This is a genomic window from Herbiconiux ginsengi, from assembly GCF_900107435.1.
Lineage (GTDB): Bacteria > Actinomycetota > Actinomycetes > Actinomycetales > Microbacteriaceae > Herbiconiux > Herbiconiux ginsengi.
The window spans coordinates 706,039-730,098 of record NZ_FNPZ01000003.1 but is presented as its reverse complement, the minus strand read 5'-3'; the positions used below and the strand labels follow the sequence as shown (position 1 = coordinate 730,098).

Genomic DNA, 24,060 nt, shown 5'->3' with positions numbered 1-24,060 from the left:
GTGCGCCCGCCGCTGGCTAGTCTAACGATTCGCAGCCGTCTCGACCGCCCGGCATCCTGGGGCCTCTCTCGGTGCGCAGGGTCGTCGTCGCCGCTCGATCCCGTCGTTGACGGCGCCGAGCAGACGCACGAACGGGGCGAGGTCGTTCTCGCTCCAGCCGGCGAGGGTGTCGGCGCAACCGGCGTGGACGCCTCGGCGGGTGCTCTCCATCCGTTCGATCGTGTCGGTCGTCGGAGGTCACAGGGCCCAGGGTGTCGGCGGTACTCACGGGTTCGCCGGGCGCTGCGCTACTCCCCCGCGGTGATCGCCTCGGCCTCTTCGATCTCGCCTTCTTCTTCGTGATCGACATGCGCGATGAGGCGGTGACCGACGATGACGATGAGCGAGGCGACGACCACCGATCCGGCCGCCACGTAGAACGGGGTGGCCGCCGCGAAGGCGACGGCGATCAACGAGGCGACAGGAGGAGCGACCGCGCCGCCGATGAAGCGCACAGCGGAATAGGCCGACGACGCTACCGGCCGCGGCAGATCGGTCGCCGCCATCACCGATTCGGTGAGCACGGTGTTCATCACACCGAGCAGGGCTCCGCCCACGATCACGGCGACGATCAGGCCCACCGTGCTCGACACGAAGAGCCCGGCGGCGACGAGGTCGAGTGCCAGCAGGAGAAGCACCGCCCAGAGCACGCGGGTGCGCGGGAGCCGCCGGGTGAGCAGCGGGGCCACCCAGACCGAGGTGATGGCCACGGCGAGGCCCCAGCCGAAGAAGGTGAGCCCCAATCCCATCGCGTCGAGACCGAGCGGGAACGGTGTGTAGGCGAGCAGGATGAAGAAGCCGATGTTGTAGAACAGCGCGGCCACGGCGAGCACGGCCAAGGCGGGCCGGGTGAGCGCCTTGAAGGGAGCGGAGAGCGGGGTCGGGGTGGGCCGCGCTGTCTCCTTCTTCATCAGGGTGGCGATGGCGATGAAGCCGATCGCCATCAGAACCGAGGTGCCGAAGAACGGGCCGCGCCAGCTGATCGAACCCAGGAGTCCGCCGAGCAGCGGGCCGATCGCGATGCCGAGGCCGAGCGCCGCCTCGTAGAGGATGATGGCCGAGCTCGCGCCGCCGCTCGCCGCGCCGACGATCGTCGCCAGCGCGGTCGAGATGAAGAGGGCGTTGCCGAGGCCCCAGCCGGCGCGGAAGCCGATGACCGACTCCACGTTCTGCGAGAGCCCGGCGGCGAGAGCGAAGACGACGATCAGTGCGAGACCGAAGAGCAGCGTCTTGCGGGCGCCGATGCGGGTGGAGAGCCAGCTCGTGAAGAGCATCGCGAAGCCCGTGATGAGCAGGTAGCTCGTGAACAGCAGGCTCGTCTGGGTGGGCGTGGCGTGCAGGCTGTCCGCGATGGCCGGCAGGATCGGGTCGACCAGGCCGATGCCCATGAACGCGATGACGCACGCGAACGCCACGGCCCAGACGGCCTTGGGCTGGTGCAGGATCGGGTTCTTCTTCGCCGGGGCGCCGGCCGTGGTCGACTTCTCCGCCGCTGCGGTCATCCTCAGGCGGCCTTCACGACGTCTGCCGCCCGCACGTCGGTGCACTCGTGGAGGAGGTCGACCGCCCGGCTGATCACGTCGATCTCCTCGTGGTCGAGGTCGGTGAAGAGCGGCGCGAGAGCGGAGCCCAGACGGTCGCGCCATTCGTCGAGCGCCTTGATGCCCTTCGGGGCGAGAGCGATCTGCCAGGCGCGGGCGTCGTCGACGTCCGCGATGCGGCGGATCCATTCGACCTCATTGAGGTTCGCGACGATCTTGGTCATCGTGGGCTGCGAGACGCGGCTCTGCTTGGCGAGCTCGCCGAGGCGCATCGGGCCGAAGGAGCTCAGCACGCTGAGGGTTCGCCAGGTGGCGGGAGAGGTCGACTCGCCCGTGGCCTGGGCGGCGATGCGGGTGAGGCGGTTCGTCACCGACACGAGGTCGGAGAGGAGTTCGGAGAGTTCGGATCGGGTGGCTGTGCTGGTGGAGGTGATTTCGTTGTTCACGGTCAACTACTATACATAGCTCAGCTATGCATCTGTCACCACGGCCGTTTTCGGCGTTAAGCCGAGAGCGATTTGAGGTCGAGCTCGGCGGCATCCGTCGTGTCCCAGCCCACCAGCGCGAAGCTCGTGAACCCCGCTGCAGCGGCTCGGTCGAGCAGCGGAGTGAGGTTCTTGGTGCGGCGTTCCAGACGCACCCGGGCTCCGCGGGCGACGAGCTGCGCCTTCAGCGAGAGCAGCCGGGTGGGGTCGGCGGCCTTGTCGTGCACCAGCACGATCGCCTCGGCGTGCGCGGCCTCGGGCTCGTCGATCAGATCGATGATGCGTTCGAAACCGATCGAGAAGCCGCAGGCGGGCACCTCCTCGCCGAGGAAGCGGCCGATCATGCCGTCGTAGCGGCCGCCACCGCCGAGCGAGAACGAGAAGTCGGGGTGCTCGATCTCGAAGATCGTGCCGGTGTAGTAGCCCATGCCGCGCACGAGGAAGGGATCGAATTTCAGCACGCCCTCGACGCCGGCTTCGCGGAGGGCCGCGCCGATCGACACCAGTTCGGCTACCGCATCCGGAGCCACCCCGGCGGGAAGCGCTGCGGCGACCTCCGACCCGGTGAGTCCGACTGCCTGCGCGAGCACGGGCGCACCGGCGAAGTACGCCTCGATGGCCTCGACCGCAGCAGGGGTCGCCTCACGGCTCCGCAACTCCTCGACCACGCCGGTGGGGCCGACCTTGTCGAGCTTGTCGACGGTGATCAGAACGGATGCGTGCTCCTCGGCGGCGAATCCGAACGCCTCGAGCATCCCGATCAGCAGCCGGCGGTCGTTGATGCGGATGCTGCAGCCCTCGAGTCCCAGCGAGTCGAGGGTGGCGAGGGTGGCGGTGAGGAGTTCGATCTCGGCGAGGATGCCGGCTTCGCCGATGATGTCGATGTCGCACTGCACGAACTGGCGGTAGCGGCCCTTCTGCGGGCGCTCGGCGCGCCAGACCGGAGCGATCTGCACCGCGCGGAACACCTGTGGGAGGTTCGCGCGGTGGGTGGCGTAGAAGCGGGCCAGGGGCACGGTGAGGTCGAAGCGCAGGCCGAGGTCGGCCAGCTGGTCGGGATCGTCGGCTTCGGCGGCCGCCTGGAGAGCCGCGGCATCCAGACCCCGCTTCATGACGTTGAAAGCGAGCTTCTCGTTGTCGCCGCCGAGGCCCGAGTGCAGGCGCCCGAAGTCCTCGACGACCGGGGTCTCGATCTCGTCGAAGCCGTGCGCCGCATAGCTCGCGCGGATGAGGCCGAGCGCGCGCTCGCGCTTCGCCTTCTCGGCGGGCAGGAAGTCGCGCATGCCGCGAGGGGGTGAGACGGGAGAAGCCATTCGTCCAGATTACCGACTCGTGCGAGCCGCCCCGATCCCGGGTGCCGCCGTCATCGGCGGTAGCGCAGACATCGCTCCGGTCAGCACTCGACGTACTCCTGCACGTTCGAGGACAAGGAAGCCAATCCACCGATGAGTGTCAACTGCTTCACACTCTGCTGCGCCAGGGCGCCCGTGACCGCTGTGGGTATGCAGTCCGGCACGGAGACGTACAGCGGCGCACCGAGCTTTCCGGCCCAGGCAGCGCCGGCCAGAGCATCGGGGAACTTGTAGCCCGTCACGACGAAGGCGCGATCGCTCGTGCCATAGGCGTCCAGGTTGATGGCGGCAGCGGCCTCGATGCGGTCCGCGCCCCAGAGCCGCGTGGTCGGAGCAATGAGCGAGAGGTCGTGCTCGATCCCCGTAGAAACCGAGTTCGGACCGCCCGCGATCTTGATTCTCGTGACGCCCAGGTCGACGAGTTGCTGCTTCGTCGCGTCGTCCAGCCTCGGAGCGCCGCCGTTGACGAGGATCACCGGGGCATCCGCGTGGCCTGCGGCCCCTCCGGCGGCGAGCGCGTCGGGGAAGTTCGCTCCGGTGGCGATGTAGGCCAGGCCCGAGTGGCTGTCGGCGAACGTTCCGGAAGCCACGGCCCGCGAGGCCTCGTAGCGGTCGGCGCCCGCGATGCGGTGCACGGTGGCGCCGATGCCCTCGATCTGCGAGACCACCGACTCCGACACGGAGTTCACCCCGCCCACCACGTAGACGTCTTTGACGCCGAGTCGTTGGAGTTCGGCTTTGACTGACGGCAGCAGCGATCCCGAGGGGGTCAGCAGAAGTGGGGCACCGCGGTGAACGGCCGCTGGCGCCGCGGAAAGGGCGTCGGGATAGTTCTCGCCGGTCACGACGAAGGCGGTGTCGGCTCCTTGCGGGTACGACCGGTAGGAGAGACCGAGTGCGACCTCGTATCGATCGGCACCACTGATGCGATCCGTGACCGGACCGGTGGGCGGCAACACGTTCATGTAGGCCTGAACGTTGAAGCTGGCCGGAGAGTGAGGAGCCTGGGGCAGGGTGACCTGCACGGTGACCGAGCGCGAGGTCGCTCCATCAGGGAAGTACGGAGTCAGAGGGCTCCTGGGGATCTGGACCGTGACGGTCGATCCGTCGGGCGAGGCCGTGCCGGTGGTGATTCCGAAGAATCCCCCTCCCCCGGGAGCGAACAGGCTGACGGAGATCGCTCCCGGTGTCGCCCAGTCGCCGTCCGGGCCATGCGTCCAGGAGCCAGGAGGGGAGGTGATCGTGATGGTCTGACCCGCCACGACGTCCGCGTTCACCGGTGACGACCCGAACGACGACGTGCGGCCGTACGAGGTCGCGGTCGCCTTCGTGAGAGGGATGGCTGCCGATGTCGAGTTCAGATCCGAGTGCACGTGCAGGATGGCGTTCAAAGTGACCGGCACGGCGACCGATCCGGTGTTGTAGCCGTTGGTCACGAGGAGCTCGAGTTCGGAAAAGCCCTGCAGCGATTGCGGCACCGGCACGGTGAACGTTCCGCTGGTGCTTCCGACGGCACCGCTCACGAGCGTCTGTGCGGCCTCACGGGTTCGTACGGCATAGTCCCACGACTCCGCGAAATGGCTCGAGAGTTGCGAGGGGAGGGTCACTTGCAACGCCGTGGTGTCGTCGGACACCATGAATCCGCCGACGGTCGGCGCCATGAACGATCCCCACGAGGCGTTGATGGAATCGAGCATCGGCGTCACGTTCTGGGTGAAGGCGACGGACGCCGGTGCCGGTGGCGCCGCATTCGCAGGAGCAGCGAAGCCCGCCATCAGAACCACCGCAGCCGCTGCTGCTCCTGCCAGCCGCATACTCAACCGCATCTGTCACTCCCCCGTTGATCGACACTCGTCGGTTGAGTGTAGCGGTCGTTGAGGGCCGTCAAGTATCGAGGGTCGACTCCGCGGCCGCGATCTCCTCGCGGAGGCCCCGGAGGGTCGCGCGAAGGGCCCGCTCGGCGTCGAGGCCCTGCGATTTCGCCGACGCGACGATCGCGAGCAGCAGACCACCCAGTTCGTCCTCGTTCTGCACGGGAACGATCGACGGCGCATCTTGGTCGAGCACGCCGACCTTCTGGGCCCGGCCCAGCAGCTTGTCGGCCAGGGCCAGCGACGGCATGCCGAGCGGGATGCCGTCGAGCACGCTCGTGCGCGAGGGTTTCTCGGCCGCCTTGAAGCCATCCCAGGCGGCTACGACGTCGTCGGCCGACTCCAGCTCCAGATCGCCGAAGACATGCGGATGCCGCCCCACCATCTTCTGGGTCATGTGCTCCGCGACGTCCTGGATGTCGAAGTCCTCACCGGGCGTGTGGGAGGCGATGTCGGCGTGGAAGATCACCTGGTAGAGCACGTCGCCGAGCTCCTCGATCATCTCCTCGCGGCTGCCGGACTCGATCGCCTCGATCAGCTCGTGCGTCTCCTCCACGAGGTACTGCACGAGCGAGGCGTGCGTCTGATCGGCATCCCACGGGCATCCGCCGGGCGCCCGCAGCACCGCGGTCACTTCGACGAGCTGATCGAGCTTGGTGGGGGCATCCGGGATCTCGGCCATGAGGCCAGCCTATTTCGCCTCGGCGACCGGCACCTTCGCGGGCGGGAAGATGGCGTCGAGGAGGCCCTGGGTCCAGGCGATGAGCTCGGCGTCGGGCAGGGGCTTGCCATCGACCACGGGCATCGGCACGGAGACCGCGGCGGTCTGGGCGAAGTACTTCGCGCCCGGATACATCCGCTGCAACCGCACCTGGATCGAGTCGGCGAGCTCGGCCGTGGCCACCCGCAGGTTCGACCCCATCGTCACCACCTCGCTGAGCCCCGCCTTCTGCGCCTGGCGCCGCAGCCGCGACACCGCGATGAGGTTCGACACCTGCACCGGCGGCTCACCGTAGCGGTCGGTGAGCTCCTCGATCACCCGGTCGATCGAGTCGTCGGACGCCGTCGGCGCACTGGCCGTGGAGAGCTTCTGATAGGCCTCGAGCCGCAACCGCTCGCTGTCGACGTAGTCCTCGGGGATGTGCGCGTCCACCGGCAGCTCGAGCCGCAGCTCGGTCTGCCCCTCGGCGACGTCGCCGCGGAACGTCGAGACGGCCTCGCCGATCATCCGCAGGTACAGGTCGAAACCGACCCCCGCGATGTGCCCGGCCTGCTCGCCGCCGAGCAGGTTGCCGGCACCACGGATCTCCAGGTCTTTCAGCGCCACCTGGATGCCCGATCCCAGCTCGTTGTTGGCCGCGAGCGTCGAGAGGCGGTCGTTGGCCGTCTCCGACAGGGGCTTGTGCTCGTCGAACAACAGATACGCGTATGCCCGTTCGCGCCCACGGCCCACGCGCCCGCGCAGCTGGTGCAGCTGGCTGAGCCCGTACTTGTCGGCCCGATCCACGATCAGCGTGTTCGCGTTGGCGATGTCGATTCCGGTCTCGATGATGGTGGTCGACACGAGCACGTCGAACTTGCGCTCCCAGAAGTCCACGATCACCTGCTCCAGCACGTGCTCGTTCATCTGACCGTGCGCCACCGCCACCCGCGCCTCGGGCACGAGCTCGGCGATCTGGGCGGCGACGCGGTTGATCGACGACACCCGGTTGTGCACGAAGAACACCTGCCCCTCCCGCAGCAGCTCGCGCCGGATGGCGGCGCCCACCTGCTTGTCGGAGTAGGGCCCCACGAAGGTGAGAATCGGATGCCGGTCCTCCGGCGGCGTGGCCAAGGTCGACATCTCGCGGATGCCGGTCACCGCCATCTCGAGCGTGCGCGGGATCGGCGTCGCGCTCATCGCGAGGATGTCGACGTTCGTCTTGAGCTTCTTCAGCTGGTCTTTGTGCTCCACACCGAAGCGCTGCTCCTCGTCGATGATGAGGAGCCCGAGGTCTTTGAAGGCGATGTTGTCGGCCAGGATGCGGTGGGTCGCGATGACGACGTCGACCGTGCCGTCGGCGAGCCCCTTGATGGTCTCGCGTGACTCCTTCTCGGTCTGGAACCGGCTGAGCGCCTTGAGGTGCACCGGGAACCCGGCGAAACGCTCCTGGAAGGTCTCGAGGTGCTGCCGCACGAGCAGAGTGGTGGGCACGAGCATGGCCACCTGCTTGCCGTCCTGCACCGCCTTGAAAGCCGCGCGCACCGCGATCTCGGTCTTGCCGAATCCCACGTCGCCGCTCAGCAGACGGTCCATCGGGATCGGCCGCTCCATGTCGGCCTTCACCTCGTCGATCACCGTGAGCTGATCGGGCGTCTCCTGGAAGGGGAACGCCTCTTCCAGCTCGTGCTGCCACGGGGTGTCGGGGCCGAAGGCGTAGCCCTTCGACGCCATCCGGGCCGAGTAGAGCTTCACCAGCTCCACCGCGATGTCGCGCACCGCCTTGCGGGCCTTGCCCTTGGCCTGGGCCCAGTCGCTGCCGCCCATCTTGCTGAGCGCCGGTGCCTCGCCGCCCACGTAGCGGCTCAGCAGGTCGAGCTGGTCGGTGGGCACGTAGAGCTTGTCGCCCGGGTAGCCGCGCTTGGAGGGCGCATACTCGATCACCAGGTATTCGCGGGTGGTCTTCACCGCGTTGCGGCCGCCCGACGAGACCTCGCGCTGGGTCAGTTCGAGGAACTTGCCGATGCCATGGGTCTGATGCACCACGAAGTCGCCGGCTTTGAGCTGCAACGGGTCGACCACGTTCTTGCGGCGACTCGCGAGCTTCTTCACCTGGCGCGTGTCGTAGCCCGCGGTGCGGCCGTAGAACTCGGTCTCGCCGATCAGGGCGAGCTTGAGTTCCGGCAGCTCGAAGCCGTGCTCCACCGCGCTGCGGATGAGATAGGCCATCCGCGGCTCGGCATCGGCCGGGAAGTCGTCGACCATCCGGGCCGGGATCTCCCGTTCCGACAGCACGTCGGCGGCGCGCTCGACGAGGCCCTGACCCTGGGCGACGACCACGACCGTCCAGCCGTCGGCGAGGCGACGTGACACGTGCTCGATCGCGCCGTCGGCATTGCCCGAGAAACTCGGCACCGCGTCGGCGGCGATGCGGATGGTGAGATGCTCCTCGATCTCGCGGTGCTCGGGGAGGATGTCCTCCTCGGCCGGTCCCTGTTGGAATTCGCTGAGCGTCCACCAGGCCCGGCCGGTGCCGGCCGCGTCGCGGAGCTGGTTGAGGGTGATGAACTCGCCCGACTCCAGGTCGATCGGTGCTTCGGCGCCGGCGGTGGCGGCGGTCCAGGCGGCGGCCAGGAACTCGCGGTTCGTCTCCGAGAGGTTCACGGCCCGGGTGGCGACCCGCTCGGGCGACACCACGGCGATGGCCGCTCCGGCCGGCAGGTAGTGCGCCACGGTCACGAGCTCATCGAGCAGTGCCGGAGCCAGCGACTCCATGCCCTCGACCGGGATGCCGGCCGAGATCTTCTCGAGCATGCCCGCGAGACTCGGGAACTCGTGCTGCATCTCGCGGGCACGCTGCCGGACGGCCTCGCTCAGCAGCAGCTCGCGGCTCGGCGGCAGGCTCACGCTCTCGACGTCGTCGGGCAGCGACCGCTGGTCGGCCACGGAGAAGGCGCGGATCTCCTCCACCTCGTCGCCGAAGAAGTCGACGCGGAACGGATGCTCGGCGATGGGCGGGAACACGTCGAGGATGCCGCCGCGCACCGCGTACTCCCCGCGCCGGGTGACCATGTCGACCCGGGAGTAGGCGAGCTCGACGAGCTGGCGGCTGAGGGCCGACAGGTCGAAGCCACGGCCGCCGCGCACCAGGTCGATGGGGTCGAGCTCGGTGAGGTTCGACGCGATCGGCTGCAGGGCGGCGCGAACGGATGCGACCACCACGATGGGAGCCGGAGCAGCGGTGGCGCCGGGGTCGGCCGCCGCGGCATCCGTCGCCCGCTGCCAGTCGACCAGGCGGCGGAGGGCGTCGATGCGCTTGCCCACGATCTCGGCGCTCGGGCTGAGCCGCTCGTGCGGCAGCGTCTCCCAGGCCGGGAATTCGACGATCTGCGCCTCGGGCAGGAAGCCGGCGAGCGACTCGCGGAGTTTCTCCGACTCGCGGCCCGTCGCGGTGACGACCATCAGGGCCTCGGGCAGCCCGCGCTCGACCCGGCGCCGCAGCATCGCCGCCAGTAGCGGCGCGCGCAGACCCTCGGGCAAAGAGAAATCGGCGTTGCGCCCGGCCTCGGCCAAGGCTTTCTCGAACGTGGAGGCGCGCGAAAGCGCCGGGATCAAGCCTTGAAGCATCACTCCGGCAATCTTACGCGGGGGTGCCGACACTCCGGCAGCGGAGGCGGCGAGTAGAGTCTGGGCGACAGCTGCCTGCAGCGAACAGCACGAACGAACCCCGAGGACACCGTGACCACGACGCCACCCGACGACCCCACCCCGGCCGACCCTGCCGCCGATGTGCCTGCCGCACCCCCGGCAGCACCGGAACGCGAACGGCCCCGCTTCGGCGAGTACGCGCCGACGTCCGGCACACCGGCTCCGCCCGCTCCCCCGGCCCCGGTCACGCCGGCGCCCGTCGCTCCGCAGTACGGTTCCGGGCCGCAGTACGGTTCAGCACCGCAGTACGGTTCGGCACCGCAGTACGGTTCGGCACCGCAGTACACCGGCTACCAGAGCCCGCTCGGCACCTCCGCGCCCGGCTACGCCTATCCGGGCCAGGCCCTGGCGCCCGCCGCCGCCCGACCGAAGACGGTCGGCGTCATCGCATTCGTCGTGGGCCTCGTGGTGCTCATCGGTTCACCGATCGCCAGCGGATTCGTGGCCCAGGGCATCTCGCCCCTGATGACCTACTACGCGAACGGCAGCATCGACGTCTCGGAGATCCCGGCCGATCAGATGGCCGCGGTCTCCGGCGCGGGGGTGGGCGTGATCGCCACGATCCTCTTCGCCGTGGTCTTCGGACTCTGGGCCCTCGTGCAGGGCATCGTCGCGACGGCGAGCAACCGAGGCCGCGGATTCGGCATCCTGGCGATCGTCTGCAGCGTGCTCGCGCCGATCGCGAGTGTGATCGTGTTCTACGCCGTGCTCTTCGCGGCGGCGCCGGAGTTGCTCCAGCGCTGACGCGCCGACGCCCGGACACTTCCGGCGGGAGGGTCAAGCGGGCGGCGCGGTGTGCACCTTGAGCTGCGCCGCCGTCAGTCCCTCCGAGGCGATCAGTTCGACCGCGTCGGCGGCGTCGACGATGAGGTTCGGCAGCGTCTCCCGCTCCGTGGAGGAGAAATTCTGCAGCACGAAGTCGGCGGCCTGCTGCCGACCGGGTGGGCGGCCGATGCCGACACGAACCCGGATGAAGTCGGCGCTGCCCGATGCCCCGATGATGTCGCGCAGCCCGTTGTGTCCGCCGTGGCCGCCTCCGGCCTTGAGCTTCACCGTGTCGAACGGGATGTCGAGCTCGTCGTGCACCACGATCACATGGTCGGGCGCGACATCGTAGTACTTCATCAGCGCGTTGACCGGGCCGCCGGACACGTTCATGTAGGTGTTGGCCTTGGCCAGCACGAACCGAGGGCCGCCCGGAACGAGCCGGCCCTCGGCCACGACGGCGTTGGCCTTGTGCGACGTGAAGGTCGCGCGCATCCGGTTCGCCAGCTCGGCGACCACCATCTGCCCCACGTTGTGACGGTTGGCGGCGTAGCCGGGCCCGGGGTTGCCGAGCCCGACCACGAGCCAGAGATCCGTACTCACGTCGTCAGAGGTTCTCGAATGCGGTGCGGAGCGGAAGGACTACTCGGCGCTCTCGTCGGACGCGGACTCGGCCTCGGCCGACCCCGACTCGCCCTCGGTGGCGGCGTTCTCTTCGCTCTCGACCGCAGCCGGTACGGTGATCCCGACGATGACGAGGTCTTCGTCGCTGATCAGAGTCGAACCCTTGGGGAGCTCGACGTCCTTCGCGTGGATGAGGGTGCCCTCTTCGAGGCCCTCGATCGAGACGACGATGCGCTCCGGGATGTTGGTGGCCTCGACCTCGACCAGGATGGTCGAGGCGTCCTGCGTGGCGATGGTGCCCGAGTACGACTCGCCCTCGAGGTGGATCGGGACCTCGACCTGAACCTTCTCACCCTTGCGCACGACGATGAGGTCGATGTGCTCGATGATCTGGAGAACGGGGTCCTTCTGCACGTCTTTGACCAGGGCGAGCTGCTCCTTGCCCTCGATGTCGAGTTCGAGCACCGCGTTGGCCTTGCGCAGGATGAGGCCGACCTGGTGGCCCGGGAGGGTCACGTGCTGGGGCTCGGTGCCGTGTCCGTAGATCACGGCGGGGATCTTGCCGGCGGCGCGGATGCGGCGCGCAGCGCCCTTGCCGAAGGTGGTGCGGGTCTCCGCGGAGACCCGGGTGTCGTCTGCCATTGTGTGCTCCTTCGCGAGCCGATTCAGCCCGCACTGTTGTGATTGTTCAACTCGACCGCATGAAGCGAGAGGAAAGACGTGCGAAAGCCTCATCCACCGCGTCGATAACGGATGCGCGCTCAGGGGCGTGCATCCCTCGCCGAAGTTCAGTGGCCCAGCCTAGCGCATCCGCTCTACTACGCTGAGAGTGTCCCAACTTCACGAGGAGCATCAGCCATGTCTACGCCTGCTGGAACCGCCAATATCGGAGTCGTCGGAATGGCGGTGATGGGATCGAACCTCGCCCGCAACCTCGCCAGCCGTGAAGGCAACACCGTCGCTGTCTACAACCGCAGCCCCGAGCGCACCCGCAAACTGGTGTCCGAGCATCCTGAGGCCGGATTCGTGGCCTCGGAGTCGGTCGACGACTTCGTCGCCTCGCTCGCAAAGCCCCGCACCGCGATCATCATGGTGCAGGCGGGCGCCGGAACGGATGCGGTCATCTCCGAGCTCGCCGAGCGCTTCGAGCCGGGCGACATCATCGTCGACGGCGGCAACGCGAACTTCCACGACACGATCCGCCGGGAGAAGGATGTCTCGGCGAAGGGCATCCACTTCGTCGGGACGGGCATCTCGGGCGGCGAGGAAGGCGCGCTGAACGGCCCCTCGATCATGCCCGGTGGCACCGCGGAGGCCTACAAGACGCTCGGTCCGATCCTCGCCTCGATCGCCGCGGTCGCCGAGGGCGAGCCCTGCGTCACCCACATCGGCACCGACGGCGCCGGACACTTCGTGAAGATGGTGCACAACGGCATCGAGTACGCCGACATGCAGCTCATCGCCGAGGCCTACGACCTGCTCCGCACCATCACCAAGCGCTCCCCGGCCGAACTGGCCGAGGTCTTCACGACGTGGAACTCCGGCGACCTGGAGTCGTATCTGATCGAGATCACCGCCGAGGTGCTCAAGCAGGTCGACGCGAAGACGGGCAAGCCGTTCGTCGACATCGTGCTCGACCAGGCCGGCGCGAAGGGCACCGGCGCCTGGACCGTGCAGAACGCCCTCGATCTCGGCACCCCGGTCGGCGGCATCGCCGAAGCGGTCTTCGCCCGCTCGGTGTCGTCGCACCCCGAGCAGCGTTCGGCCGTGCAGGCCACCATCACCTCGCGGCCCTCGGTCGTCGAGGTCGACGTCGACACCTTCGCCGACGACATCCGTGCCGCGCTCTACGCGTCGAAGGTCGTGGCTTACGCGCAGGGCTTCGACGAGATCATCGCCGGGGCGAAGCAGTACGGCTGGGACATCGACAAGGGCGCCGTGGCGAAGATCTGGCGGGCGGGCTGCATCATCCGCGCCCAGTTCCTCAACCGGATCGTCGAGGCCTACCAGAACAACCCCGACATCACCTCGCTGCTCGAAGACCCGTACTTCGCCGCCGCGGTCGCGTCGGGTGAAGAGGCCTGGCGCCGCGTCGTCTCGACCGCTGCGCTCTCGGGCGTGCCCGTTCCCGGATTCGGATCGGCCCTGTCGTACTACGACTCGCTCGCGTCGAAGCGCCTTCCGGCCGCCCTCGTGCAGGGACAGCGCGACTTCTTCGGCGCCCACACCTACAAGCGCGTCGACGAAGAGGGCGTCTTCCACACCCTCTGGTCGGGCGACCGCAGCGAGATCGCGACGGTGCCTTCGACCCACTAGGTTTTCACCCGGAGATCTTGCCCCCAAACGTCCTTCCCGCCGGGATTTCGGACGTTTGGGGGCAATTTCTTCAGGCCTGGCGGCGACGCCACACTAGGCGGGCTCTTCGGCCTTGACTCGCTGGCCGACCACGGCCGAGACGCCGTCTTGGCGCATCGAGACGCCGTACAGGGCATCCGCGATCTCCATCGTGCGCTTCTGGTGCGTGATGACGATGAGTTGGGATGTCTGCCGAAGGTCTTCGAAAATCGTGAGCAGGCGGCCGAGGTTCGCGTCGTCGAGGGCCGCCTCCACCTCGTCCATGATGTAGAACGGGCTGGGCCGGGCCTTGAAGATCGCGATCAGCAGGGCGACGGCGGCGAGCGAGCGCTCCCCGCCCGAGAGCAGCGACAGGCGCTCGATCTTCTTGCCGGCGGGCTTCACCGAGACCTCGATTCCCGTGGTGAGCATGTTGCCCGGATCGGTGAGGTGGATCGAGCCCGTTCCCCCCGGGAACAGAATCGGGAACACCTGCGTGAATGCTTCCTTGGTGTCGGCGAAGGCGCTCTCGAAAATGGTCTGCATCCGGTCGTCGATCTCTTCGATGATCGTCAGGAGGTCTTTGCGGGTGTTCGTGAGGTCGGTGAGCTGCTCGGTGAGGAACTTGTGCCGCTGCTCTAGGGCGTCGAACTCCTCGAGGGCGAGCGGGTTGACGCGACCGAGTTCGGCGAGCTTGCGCTCGGCCTTCGCGAGACGCTGCTGCTGCTCCGACCGCACGAACGGCCGGCCTGCCGGCGCGCGGCGTGGTTCGTCGCCGCCGATGGATGTGCCCGCGCCGGACGCGGCGCTCTCCTCCAGGTCGTCGTCGACCGCTGTTCCGAAATCGTCGTCTTCGCCCGCGTCGTTGTCGCCCGCGTCGTCGCTGCCCCTGTCGCGATCACCCGCGTCGGCTCCGGCGCCCTCGATCTCGGCGGTCGCCGCGACGACGGCCGCGGCGCTGGTGTCGATGAACACCACCTCGCCGTCGTCGGGAATCCGCTGATCGGGCCCGTATTCGGCGACCAAGACGTCTTCGACGAGCCCCAGCTCGGAGCCGGCGCGCTCGAGCAGACTCGACAGGTGCAGCTTCTTCTCGTAGATCTGCAACTCGAGGCCGTGAACGTTCTCGGTGATCGCCTGCAGGCGCTCGCGCAACCCGGCCTCGTCGCGGCGGAGCGCGAGCAGCTCCTCGTTCTGTTCGGCTCGTTCCGCTTCGCGCTGGGCGAGCCGCACCGTCGCCTCGCTGACCGAACGGTCGACCGAGTCCAGCACGGGAGGCAGCGACTCGACCACGTCGGTCGCCGCTTCGATCTGCCGCCGCCGGATCACGGCACGCCGGGCCGCGGCCTCGGCGGCCGCCCGATCGGCGTCGAGCTGCTTCTCGAGCGCGGCGGTGCGGGCTTGCTCGGCGCGCACGCGCTCACGCGCGGTCTCGACGCCCAGGCGTGCCTCGACCTCGCGGTCGCGAGCCGCTTCGAGCTCGGACAGGAGCCCGTCTCGCGAACTGACGTCGAGGATCGGCCGCGGCCGCTCGCGCACGGCTTCGAGGTCGCCTCTGGCCTTGTCGGCGGCTTGTTCGGCCTGCCCGACCGCATCCTGAGCCAGCTGCAAGGCCTTCTGCAGGCGTTCGAGTTCACCGGTGCCGGCCTCGACCTGCGCCTTGAGCCGACCGAGTTTCTCCGTGCGCGCAGCGAGCTTGGCGTCGTATTCGCGCAGCGCCGACAGGGCCGCCTGCGACTGTTCCTTGGCCACCTGGGCGATCCCGCGCTGTTCGGCCAGGGCGAACCGCGCCCGTTCGATCGTCGAGTTCTCCTCGTCGAGCGAGATCGCGGCGGAATCGCGCTCGGCCACCAGCTCGATACGCGACCGAGTCGCACCCGAGCCGCCGCGCAGGAGGAAGCGGGTGAGCACCTCGCCGCTTCGGGTGACGACGGTGAGCCCCGCTCCGGCGGAGGGCTCGAGCGCCCCCCACGCGCGGCGAGCGGTGTCGAGGTCGTCGGCGACGACCATCGACTGCAGCACGCCGAGAACACCGCCTGGGGCACTGACGACCGAGGTCGCGGGGACGATGCCGTCGATGTCGGCGAACGCCATGGCGCCGTCGGGCGCCGCACCGCCGCGTGCGGCGCCGGCATCCGGAACCGCGTCGGCGATGATCAGCTCGACCCGCCCCATGTCGCCCTCCGCGGCGGCGTTGGCGGCTGCCACGGCGGAGTCGACCGAGTCGGCGAGCACCGCGTCGGCGAGGGTGCCGAGCGCCGCTGCGATGGCCGCTTCGAAACCGGGGGTGACCTTGACGTGTTCGGCCACCAGCCCGCGCACGCCCTCGAGGCGGGCGGCGACGAGTTCGGCCGATCCGTCTTTCTGGTCGAGCGCCATCGTGAGGGCGCTGGTGCGGGCCGCCAGCGCATCGCGCTCGCGTTCGTGGGCGTGCAGCTCCTCACGCAGGCGCTCGATCTCGGCCTCGGCCTCGAACACCTGTGACTGGGCGAACTCGTACGCCTCGTCGAGGTCGGTCTCATCGACCTCGCCCACGGCCGCCTCGGCCTCCGCACGCGCGAAATCGGCCTGTGCCGTCTCCCGGCGCGCCGTGGCGGCATCGAGGGCGTTCTGCTGTCGCAGCACCTCGCCGCGCACGGTGGCCAGCCGGGTGTTCGCCGACTCGAGCTGCCCCGTCAGCTTCGAGAGCTCGAGGTCGTGCTTGGACACCAGGGCGCTCTGATAGGCGATCTGCTCGTCGAGGGCGTCGAGCGAACCGCGCGCTCGGATGGTGGCCTGTTGCGAGGCCTCCCACGCCGCCTGAGCGACGGCGACCTCGCCCTGCAGACGCACCACCTCGGCCTTCGAGTCGCTGACCATGGTGGGCGTGACGCTCGGGCCCGCATCGGGAACGCTCTCCTCGCTGCCGAGCAGGGCGAGCCGTTGAGTGGCGAGGTTGTAGAGGTTGCGCAACCGCTCCTGCACGGACTCGAGCCCGAAACTCGTGCGGCGAGCCAGGTCGACGGCGTCGCCGACCTGTGCCTGTTCGAGCCGGTTCACGCGCAACTGGTTCTGCTCCAGGCGCTCCTGCAGCACGATCCGCTCCGTATGGCGTTCGCTCTCGCTGCGGGAGTGCGCATCCAGAGCCGTTCGCAGCCCCACGATCTCGTCGGCCAGCAGCCGAGCCCGCGCATCGCGCACGATCGCGGCGATCGACTGCGCCTCTTTCGCGATCTCCGCCTGCCGGCCCAGCGGCTTCAGCTGCCGGCGGATCTCACCGGCCAGGTCGCTCAACCGCGTGAGGTTCGCCTGCATCGCCTCGAGCTTGCGTTGCGTCTTCTCCTTACGACGTCGATGCTTCAGGATGCCCGCCGCCTCTTCGATGAAGCCGCGCCGGCCCTCGGGAGTCGCGTGCAGCACCGCATCCAACTGCCCTTGGCCGACGATGACGTGCATCTCGCGGCCGAGGCCGGAGTCGGAGAGGAGTTCCTGCACATCGAGCAGCCGGCAGCTGTCGCCATTGATGGCGTACTCGCTCCCACCGTTGCGGAACAGGGTTCGGCTGATCGTCACCTCGGAGTATTCGATCGGCAGCGCCCCGTCGGCGTTGTCGATCGTGAGCGTGACCTCGGCGCGGCCGAGGGGACCCTTGGTGCTCGTGCCGGCGAAGATGACGTCTTCCATCTTGCCGCCGCGCAGGGTCTTGGCGCCCTGCTCGCCCATCACCCAGGCCAGGGCATCGACGACGTTGCTCTTGCCCGAACCGTTCGGGCCGACCACGCAGGTCACGCCCGTCTCGAATGCGAAGGTGGTGGGGTTGGCGAAGGACTTGAATCCCTTGAGGGTCAAGCTCTTCAGGTACACGCGCCGCCTCTCATCCCGCTTTCGCGCCTCCGGTGTGCACTACGGTATCGAATCCCACGCCCGTTCCCGTGCAATGACGGGCTTCGTGGTCTCATCGTGCACGCAACACGCAGAACTCGTTGCCCTCGGGATCGGCGAGCACCACCCAGCTCACGTCGTCTCCTTGACCCACGTCGGCCCTGGTCGCGCCGGCCGCCAGGAGCCTCTCGACCTCGGCCGACTGGTCATCGGGCCGGAAGTCGAGGTGCAGCCGGTTCTTCACCGACTTCTTCTCGGGCACCGGAACGAACAAGATCGAGGGCTGTGCCTCGGCGTGCGGCGCGATCTCCACCTCCGACTCGTCGTCGGCCTCGTAGGTGACGGGCCAGCCGAGCACCTCGCTCCACCAGTGCGCCAGGCTGCGCGGATTCTCAGCATCGATCACGATCTGTGTCCAGGTGAGTGTCATGCCGACCACGGTAGGCGGCATCCGCCTCGCTCCGGAAGGGGTGTGGACAACGAGCGGCGTCACGAGGGTTCTCCACAGCCGTACGCTGGAGAGGACGCGAAAGGAAACCCGGATGGCCCTGAAAGCACTGGTCTCCCCCGGCCCCGACCTGACCCGCGAGGAGCTCCTGCGCTACGCCCGGCAGATCGCGCTGCCCCACCTCGGCATCGAGGGCCAGCGGCGCCTGAAGGATTCGCGCGTGCTCGTGCTGGGCGCGGGTGGCCTCGGCTCCCCTGTGCTGCAGTACCTCGCAGCCGCCGGCGTCGGCACGATCGGGATCGCCGATTCCGACGTCGTCGAGGTGTCGAACCTGCAGCGGCAGACCATCCACACGGATGCCCGGGTCGGCGAACGCAAGACCGCCTCCGCCGCCGCCGCCGTGCGCGCCCTCAATCCGCTCGTCGACGTCATCGAGCACGACGAGGAGGTCACGACCTCGAACGTGCTCGAACTCGTCTCCGAGTACGACGTCGTCGTCGACGGCACCGACAACTTCGAGGTGCAGTACGTCGTGGACGCCGCTTGCGCGCTCGTCGGCAAGCCGCTCGTCTGGGCGTCCGTGCTCCGCTTCGACGGCCAAGTCACCGTATTCTGGGCCACCGCCCCCGACGGCCTCGACCGCACTCTCGACGACCTCTACCCCGAACAGCCCGACACCGACCCCGCCGAGTCGTGTTCCGTCGCCGGCGTGCTCGGGCCGGTCTGCGCCGCCCTCGGCGCCGTCATGGCCACCGAGACGCTCAAACTGCTCGGCGGCTACGGCGAGCCTCTGCTCGGCCGCCTGCTCGTTCACGACGCGCTCGACGCATCCTGGCGCGAAGTGCCGTTCGGGCACGCGACACCACGGGCAAAGGCCGCGAATATCGGCGAGCCCTACAGCGTTACCAATCAGGGAGCGGGCGTGACCGGCCCCGCGACCAAACTCTTCGAAAGGCAGTCCGTGACCGACGCATCCGCTTCACCCGCCTCATCCGCCGCGCTCGACTCCGTCTCCCCGGCGGAGCTGAAGGACCTGCTCGACGCCCGCGAACGAGGCGACGCCGACTTCGTGCTCGTCGACGTGCGGGAGCCGCACGAACACGCCCTCGTCTCGATCGACGGCGCCGAACTGGTGCCGCTCGGGCAGATCCTCAGCGACGCCGCACGGGAGATCCTTCCCCCGCAGGAGAAGGTGATCGTGCACTGCCACCACGACGCCCGCTCCCAGCGCGCCGCCGCAGCCTTGCGGGCGAACGGATGGGACGACGTGGTCTTCGTGCGCGGCGGCATCGACGCCTGGGTCACCGACGTGGAGCCCACGAAGCCCAGGTACTAGTCCCGCGCCGCCGTGCCGGGCCGAACTCTTCGGTCAGCCGCCCGCGAAGGGCGGGAGAACGTCGAGCTCGTCGCCGTCGTGAAGCACGGTGGCGCGATCCGTCGTCGCGTGCCGGTTCAGGATGAAGGAACACCGGTCGAGTACGGCCGTCGCGGCATCCGCATCCGGAGCACCGGCGGCCAGCTCCCGCATCAGGGCGTCGATCGTGTCTCCGGCGGCCTCGCGCTGTTCCTCGCCCACGCCGAGGGCGGCCTTCGCCGCGGCGAAGTAGCGGATTCGGATGCTCACTCAGCCGCCGATCGCGCTCATCGGGCGGTCGGGCTGCGCGAATCCGGCCTCGTTCATGCGGTGACCGGACGGCTTCGCCCACATCGCACCACGCCACAGGTCGGCGAGCTCGGCGTCGTCGGCGCCCGCGCGCAGAGGCCCGAGAAGATCGGTCTCGGTGTGCGAGAAGAGGCAGCTGCGCACCGCGCCCTCGGCCGTGAGCCGGGTGCGACGGCAATCCGCGCAGAACGGCTCGCTGACGGATGCGATGATCCCGACCAGACCGAGCACGGAGCCATCCGGCCCGTCGGCCTGCTCCCTGACCTGGAACAACTCGGCGGGCGCACCGTCGCGCGGCGCGTCGTCGGGGGTCAGGAGGTAGCGAACGGCCAGACGCTCACGGATCTGGGCCGCCGTGATCATCGACTCGCGCTCCCAGGTGTGGTCGGCGTCGAGGGGCATCTGCTCGATGAAGCGCAACTGGTGTCCGCCCGCCAACGCCCATTCGAGCAGCTCCACCGCCTGGTGGTCGTTGATCCCGGGCATCAGCACCGCATTGATCTTCGTCGATTTCAGCCCGGCGGCACGCACGGCATCGATGCCCGAGAGCACCCGGTCGAGGAACGGGCGACGCGTGATCTTCGCGAAGGTCTCGGGGTGGATCGAGTCGAGCGACACGTTGATCCGGTCGAGACCGGCATCGGCGAGCGCCGTCGCCCGGCTGGTGAGTCCGATCGCATTGGTCGTGAGCGAGATCTCCGGTCGGGGTTCGAGCGCAGCGACCGACCGGATGATCTCCACGAGGTCTTTGCGCAGCAGCGGCTCGCCACCCGTGAAACGCACCTGACGGACGCCGAAGTCGGTCACCGCGATGCGCGCGAACCGAGTGATCTCCTCGAGCGACATTAGCGCGGGTGGCGCGAGGAACGGAAGGCCCTCGGCCGGCATGCAGTAGGTGCAGCGCAGGTTGCAGCGGTCGGTGAGCGAGATGCGCAAGTCGGTGGCCTCGCGGCCGAAGCGGTCGACCAGACCGGATGCGGCCGGCCGCTCCGCAGGCAGAGCGACCGCCGGGCGCACCCCTCGCGGCGCGGACGCGCGACTCGACCCGGCCGCCGGACGCGGTTGCGGCATCCCCAGAACGACGCTCATACGCAAAGCCTACGCGGCGAGCCGGCGAAAGCGGGCCGGCGACCGCAGAGCGTTCCCCGTCAGCACGACGTAGAGAAGTCCGTCCGGCGCGCCAGGATCTCGTCAGCAACGGCTCCACCCCGGGCTCGACGGGCGTAGAGCTGAGACATGCACAGCCATTCCGATTCCGGGCACGTCGTCTCAGGACACCGCCGATGACCCTCACCACCCTCCTCCCGTCGTTGCGCCGCAGCATCCCCGACCCCCTCTCGACCGACCGCTGGCCCGAACACACCGTCGCGACCACCACCGATGTGCTCGTCGCCGGTATCTCCCTGCTTCGTCTCGTCGACGTCTGCGGCACACCCTGCGTGCATACGGCGGCCGCGGTCGTGCCGGGCACACACGGACGCCCCTCACCCACGGGGCAGGCCTGCGTGGTGGTCGTGTGCGTCCTTCGGATCGACCGGATGCCGGTGGACCCGACGTCGACCGCGACACCCGTTCTCCGTCTGACCGTCGACGGCGATCTCGGCCACGCGCATCCGGTGCCGAGCGAAGCGCGGTTGGTCGGCCGCGTGTCGACGAGCCGTCGGGTGCTCGCGGAGTGCTGCTCCCGCGACGAGCCGACGCTCGTCGTACCGGTGCCCGAGGATCTGGCGGTCGGCGACCTGATCGCCGTCCCGTGCGCGGGAACGGTGCCGCTGCGGGCGCTCCGGGAGCGCTGAGCTCCGCCCCTTCCGCATGCGTCGCCCGACCGCTCGACCGGTGGCGCCGACGGGGATGGTGCAGACTGGGATGATGCGCACGATCGAGGACCATCGCCGCGCCGTGTCGGCACTCGTGGCGGGGATCTCGAGCGCACTCGAGGCCGAGGTGCTGAGGGTGTCCGGCGAGGAACTGACGGCCCATCCGGAGCGATTCACCAACCGCGTGCTGGCCTCCGATCTCGTCGCTCCGTCGAGTCTCCCGTCGTTCGACAACTCGCAGATGGACGGTTTCGCAGTGCGCTCCGCCGACGTCGCGATCGCGTCGCCCACCTCGCCGGTCAGTCTTCCGGTCGCTGCCCGCGTCGCCGCGGGCGACTCGTTCACCCGTCATCTCCCCGGCACCGCGACGCCGATCATGACCGGTGCCGCCCTGCCCGAAGGTGCGGATGCGGTGATCCCGATCGAGCGCGCCGATCCCCCGGTCTTCCCAGCGCCCTCGAGCGAGGCCGCGGTGCGGTTCGCCGAGCCCGTGGCGACCGGCACCTTCGTGCGCACCGCCGGCTCCGACGTCGCGAGCGGCCAGATCCTGCTGCGCGCCGGAAGCCGCCTGGGACCGCCGCAGCTGGGGGTCGTCGCGGGAACCGGTGCGACGACGGTGCCGGTACGCCGGCGACCGAGGGTTCTGCTCGTGTCGACGGGCCACGAGATCCGCGACCCCGGTTCGCGATTGCAACCGGGGCAGATCTACGACGCGAACACCGTGGCTCTCACCGCGGCGCTGCAGAGCATCGGATGCGCGGTGACCGCGATCCCGTGCCGTTCCGACGACGCGGCCGACCTTCTCGAGATCGTCGTGCGCGAAGCGGCCGGCATCGACCTGGTGGTGACGGTCGGCGGCGTCAGCGCCGGTGCCCGCGAGGTCGTGCGCGACGCCTTCGAATCGCGGGGGGTGCGCTTCGAGAAAGTGGCCATGCAGCCGGGCGGACCACAGGGATTCGGGCTCGCGACCGTGCCGGAACCGGTTCCGGTGGTCTGCCTCCCGGGCAACCCGGTGAGCGCGCTCGTCTCCTTCGAGGCCTTCCTGCGGCCCGCCATCCTCTCGGCGCTCGGCGACTCCGACCCGCAGCGCGAGCTGCGGCGCGGACGGGCCGCGCATGCCTTCGACTCCCCTCCCGCAACCCACCAGCTGCGGCGCGGAATCGTGCACGACGACGGCACCCTGGAACTGGTGGGCGGCCCCTCGAGTCATCTGCTGCACTCGTACGCCGAGTCCACGGTGCTGGTGCACGTTCCCGTGGGGGTGTCGGCCGTCGCGGCCGGAGACGAGCTCGACTACTGGAGGATCGATGGCTGACGGCACCGAACTGACCCACATCACGGCCGACGGATCGGCGCACATGGTCGATGTGTCGGGCAAAGCGGTGACCAAGCGCGTCGCGACGGCCCAAGCCGTGGTGCGCACGCGGCCCGAGGTGATCGGACTCCTCATCGCCGGCGACCTCCCGAAGGGAGAGCCTCTCGCGGTGGCGCGGGTGGCCGGAATCCTGGCGGCGAAGCAGACCCCGAATCTCATCCCGCTCTGCCATCCGCTGCCTCTCTCCGGCATCACCGTGGAGTTCAGCACCGACGAATCGAGCATCCGGATCGAGACCTCGGTCACCACGACCGGTGTCACGGGTGTGGAGATGGAAGCGCTCACGGCCGCGTCCGTGGCCGCGCTGACGGTGTACGACATGATCAAGGCCGTCGACCGGGGTGCGACGATCACCGATATCGAGGTGCTCTCGAAGTCGGGCGGCGCGAGCGGCGAGTGGACTCGGCGATGACGGGGCACGGCGAGCGCGCCCACCGCGCCGAGAACCCCGGATCCGCTCCATCGCTCCGCCGGGCTCTGATCGTCGTGGCCTCGAACCGCGCCGCAGCCGGCGTCTACGACGACACCACCGGCCCCGTCATCCGGGACTGGCTCGCCGCGCGCGGGTGGGAGCCGTCCGTCGTCGTGGTGCCCGACGGCGAGCCCGTCGGTGCGGCCTTGCGCGAGGCCGTCGAGGGCGCGCTGGCACTCGTCGTCACAACCGGCGGCACCGGGGCCTCGCCTACTGATCGCACGCCAGAACAGACCCGCGCCGTGCTCGACTTCGAGGTGCCGGGTCTCGCAGAGGAGATCCGGCGGGTCGGCGCCGTCACGACGCCCCTCGCCGTGCTCTCGCGCGGGCTGAGCGGGGTGGCCGGACGAACCCTGATCGTCAACCTCCCGGGCTCGTCGGGCGGCGTGCGCGACGGACTCTCGGTGCTCGACGGGGTGCTCGATCATCTCGTGGACCAGATTCATGGAGGCGACCATGCCAGACACGACTGACATCGACGGGGTCGCCCCGGACTCGGGGGCGACGAGCGGTCCGGCCGGCCCGACGCCGGAGTCGGAGCGGGTCGTCTTCGCCCGGGTGTCGGAGTCGGGCGTCTCCGTCGAGGAGTGCGCGGCGGCCGTCGAGGACGCCGGATCGGGAGCGGTCGTGACGTTCGCCGGAGTGGTGCGCGACCACGACGAGGGGCGCGGGGTGGTCGCCTTGAGTTACAGCGCGCATCCGAGCGCCGCCGAGGTCATCCGCACCGTCGCCCTCGAGGTGGCCCGCGCCCATCCCGCAGTCAGACTGGCCGTCGCCCACCGCGTCGGCGACCTCGGCATCGGAGACGTCGCTCTCGCCTGCGCCGTCGCATCCGCTCACCGTGCTGAGGCCTTCGCGGCATGCGCGGCGCTCGTCGACGAGGTCAAGGCGACGGTGCCGATCTGGAAGGAGCAAGCCTTCGACGACGGCACCTCGGAGTGGGTCGCCTCTCTCGGGTGAAGCCGAAACCGCGTCTGACCAGGCCGAACGGATGGTCCGGTCCAC

21 protein-coding genes are annotated in these 24,060 nt (G+C 69.3%); 8 read left to right on the top strand and 13 right to left on the bottom strand.

Annotated elements, in window-relative coordinates; all coding sequences use genetic code 11:
- Positions 1 to 21: 21 nt before the first annotated feature.
- The 7 genes from BLW00_RS16225 to mfd all read right to left on the bottom strand — a co-directional run bounded on the left by BLW00_RS16225 (position 22) and on the right by mfd (position 9,618).
- Complete coding sequence (locus BLW00_RS16225) at positions 22 to 210, bottom strand: hypothetical protein (protein ID WP_092555963.1); 189 nt, start codon at positions 208 to 210, stop codon at positions 22 to 24.
- Between the two features lie 77 nt (positions 211 to 287).
- A complete protein-coding gene (locus BLW00_RS16220; RefSeq protein ID WP_092555961.1) occupies positions 288 to 1,541 on the bottom strand; it encodes an MFS transporter in 1,254 nt (417 codons plus the stop codon).
- Between the two features lie 2 nt (positions 1,542 to 1,543).
- A complete protein-coding gene (locus tag BLW00_RS16215; RefSeq protein WP_245741629.1) occupies positions 1,544 to 2,026 on the bottom strand; it encodes a MarR family winged helix-turn-helix transcriptional regulator in 483 nt (160 codons plus the stop codon).
- Positions 2,027 to 2,082: 56 nt separating this feature from the next.
- Entirely contained in the window at positions 2,083 to 3,378 is a 1,296-nt protein-coding gene (gene hisS, locus BLW00_RS16210; protein ID WP_092555959.1) for a histidine--tRNA ligase, read from the bottom strand.
- 80 nt (positions 3,379 to 3,458) lie between these two features.
- Positions 3,459 to 5,243 carry a cell wall-binding repeat-containing protein gene (locus BLW00_RS16205; RefSeq protein ID WP_092555957.1) on the bottom strand — a complete coding sequence of 595 codons (1,785 nt, stop codon included), beginning with the start codon at positions 5,241 to 5,243 and terminating at the stop codon, positions 3,459 to 3,461.
- Positions 5,244 to 5,301: 58 nt separating this feature from the next.
- Positions 5,302 to 5,970: a MazG family protein gene (locus tag BLW00_RS16200; RefSeq protein ID WP_092555955.1), complete on the bottom strand. Its 669-nt coding sequence runs from the start codon at positions 5,968 to 5,970 to the stop codon at positions 5,302 to 5,304.
- A 9-nt stretch (positions 5,971 to 5,979) separates the two neighbouring features.
- On the bottom strand, positions 5,980 to 9,618 hold the full coding sequence (mfd, locus tag BLW00_RS16195) for a transcription-repair coupling factor (protein ID WP_092555953.1): 3,639 nt from the start codon (positions 9,616 to 9,618) through the stop codon (positions 5,980 to 5,982).
- Between the two features lie 108 nt (positions 9,619 to 9,726).
- Here mfd and BLW00_RS16190 point away from each other — a divergent pair, with 108 nt between their 5' ends.
- A complete protein-coding gene (locus BLW00_RS16190) occupies positions 9,727 to 10,440 on the top strand; it encodes a DUF6264 family protein (protein ID WP_092555951.1) in 714 nt (237 codons plus the stop codon).
- A gap of 33 nt (positions 10,441 to 10,473) precedes the next feature.
- On the opposite strand, the gene pth is transcribed toward BLW00_RS16190, so the two are convergent.
- Both pth and BLW00_RS16180 read right to left on the bottom strand, forming a co-directional pair.
- Positions 10,474 to 11,064, bottom strand: coding sequence for an aminoacyl-tRNA hydrolase (pth, locus tag BLW00_RS16185; protein WP_092555949.1), 591 nt, complete (start codon positions 11,062 to 11,064; stop codon positions 10,474 to 10,476).
- A gap of 39 nt (positions 11,065 to 11,103) precedes the next feature.
- Entirely contained in the window at positions 11,104 to 11,727 is a 624-nt protein-coding gene (locus BLW00_RS16180) for a 50S ribosomal protein L25/general stress protein Ctc (protein ID WP_092555947.1), read from the bottom strand.
- A 216-nt stretch (positions 11,728 to 11,943) separates the two neighbouring features.
- Between BLW00_RS16180 and gndA the strand changes: the two genes are divergently transcribed.
- Positions 11,944 to 13,401 (top strand): NADP-dependent phosphogluconate dehydrogenase, encoded by a 1,458-nt coding sequence (gndA, locus tag BLW00_RS16175; protein ID WP_092555945.1) that lies wholly within the window; start codon positions 11,944 to 11,946, stop codon positions 13,399 to 13,401.
- A 93-nt stretch (positions 13,402 to 13,494) separates the two neighbouring features.
- Here gndA and BLW00_RS16170 read toward each other — a convergent pair whose 3' ends face one another.
- Both BLW00_RS16170 and BLW00_RS16165 read right to left on the bottom strand, forming a co-directional pair.
- Positions 13,495 to 17,262 (bottom strand): chromosome segregation SMC family protein, encoded by a 3,768-nt coding sequence (locus BLW00_RS16170; protein WP_092555943.1) that lies wholly within the window; start codon positions 17,260 to 17,262, stop codon positions 13,495 to 13,497.
- 91 nt (positions 17,263 to 17,353) lie between these two features.
- On the bottom strand, positions 17,354 to 17,710 hold the full coding sequence (locus tag BLW00_RS16165) for a VOC family protein (protein WP_092556214.1): 357 nt from the start codon (positions 17,708 to 17,710) through the stop codon (positions 17,354 to 17,356).
- Positions 17,711 to 17,822: 112 nt separating this feature from the next.
- On the opposite strand from BLW00_RS16165, the gene moeB reads away from it, so the two are divergent.
- Positions 17,823 to 19,064, top strand: a complete 1,242-nt coding sequence (gene moeB / locus BLW00_RS16160) for a molybdopterin-synthase adenylyltransferase MoeB (RefSeq protein WP_092555941.1) — start codon at positions 17,823 to 17,825, stop codon at positions 19,062 to 19,064.
- A 33-nt stretch (positions 19,065 to 19,097) separates the two neighbouring features.
- On the opposite strand, the gene BLW00_RS16155 is transcribed toward moeB, so the two are convergent.
- Positions 19,098 to 19,352 carry a MoaD/ThiS family protein gene (locus BLW00_RS16155; RefSeq protein WP_322788343.1) on the bottom strand — a complete coding sequence of 85 codons (255 nt, stop codon included), beginning with the start codon at positions 19,350 to 19,352 and terminating at the stop codon, positions 19,098 to 19,100.
- On the bottom strand, positions 19,353 to 20,462 hold the full coding sequence (gene moaA, locus BLW00_RS16150; RefSeq protein ID WP_407650975.1) for a GTP 3',8-cyclase MoaA: 1,110 nt from the start codon (positions 20,460 to 20,462) through the stop codon (positions 19,353 to 19,355). It lies immediately after the preceding gene.
- 212 nt (positions 20,463 to 20,674) lie between these two features.
- Between moaA and BLW00_RS16145 the strand changes: the two genes are divergently transcribed.
- The 5 genes from BLW00_RS16145 (at position 20,675) to BLW00_RS16125 (ending at position 24,015) form a co-directional block, all read left to right on the top strand.
- A complete protein-coding gene (locus tag BLW00_RS16145; protein WP_092555937.1) occupies positions 20,675 to 21,187 on the top strand; it encodes a hypothetical protein in 513 nt (170 codons plus the stop codon).
- Positions 21,188 to 21,260: 73 nt separating this feature from the next.
- Positions 21,261 to 22,523, top strand: a complete 1,263-nt coding sequence (locus tag BLW00_RS16140) for a molybdopterin molybdotransferase MoeA (protein ID WP_245741628.1) — start codon at positions 21,261 to 21,263, stop codon at positions 22,521 to 22,523.
- Positions 22,516 to 22,995: a cyclic pyranopterin monophosphate synthase MoaC gene (moaC, locus tag BLW00_RS16135; protein WP_092555933.1), complete on the top strand. Its 480-nt coding sequence runs from the start codon at positions 22,516 to 22,518 to the stop codon at positions 22,993 to 22,995. Before BLW00_RS16140 ends, moaC begins: the two co-directional genes overlap by 8 nt.
- Positions 22,992 to 23,528 (top strand): MogA/MoaB family molybdenum cofactor biosynthesis protein, encoded by a 537-nt coding sequence (locus BLW00_RS16130; protein WP_092556208.1) that lies wholly within the window; start codon positions 22,992 to 22,994, stop codon positions 23,526 to 23,528. Before moaC ends, BLW00_RS16130 begins: the two co-directional genes overlap by 4 nt.
- Entirely contained in the window at positions 23,512 to 24,015 is a 504-nt protein-coding gene (locus BLW00_RS16125; RefSeq protein WP_092556210.1) for a molybdenum cofactor biosynthesis protein MoaE, read from the top strand. The genes BLW00_RS16130 and BLW00_RS16125 overlap by 17 nt, the downstream gene beginning before the upstream one ends.
- The last annotated feature ends 45 nt before the right edge of the window (positions 24,016 to 24,060 follow it).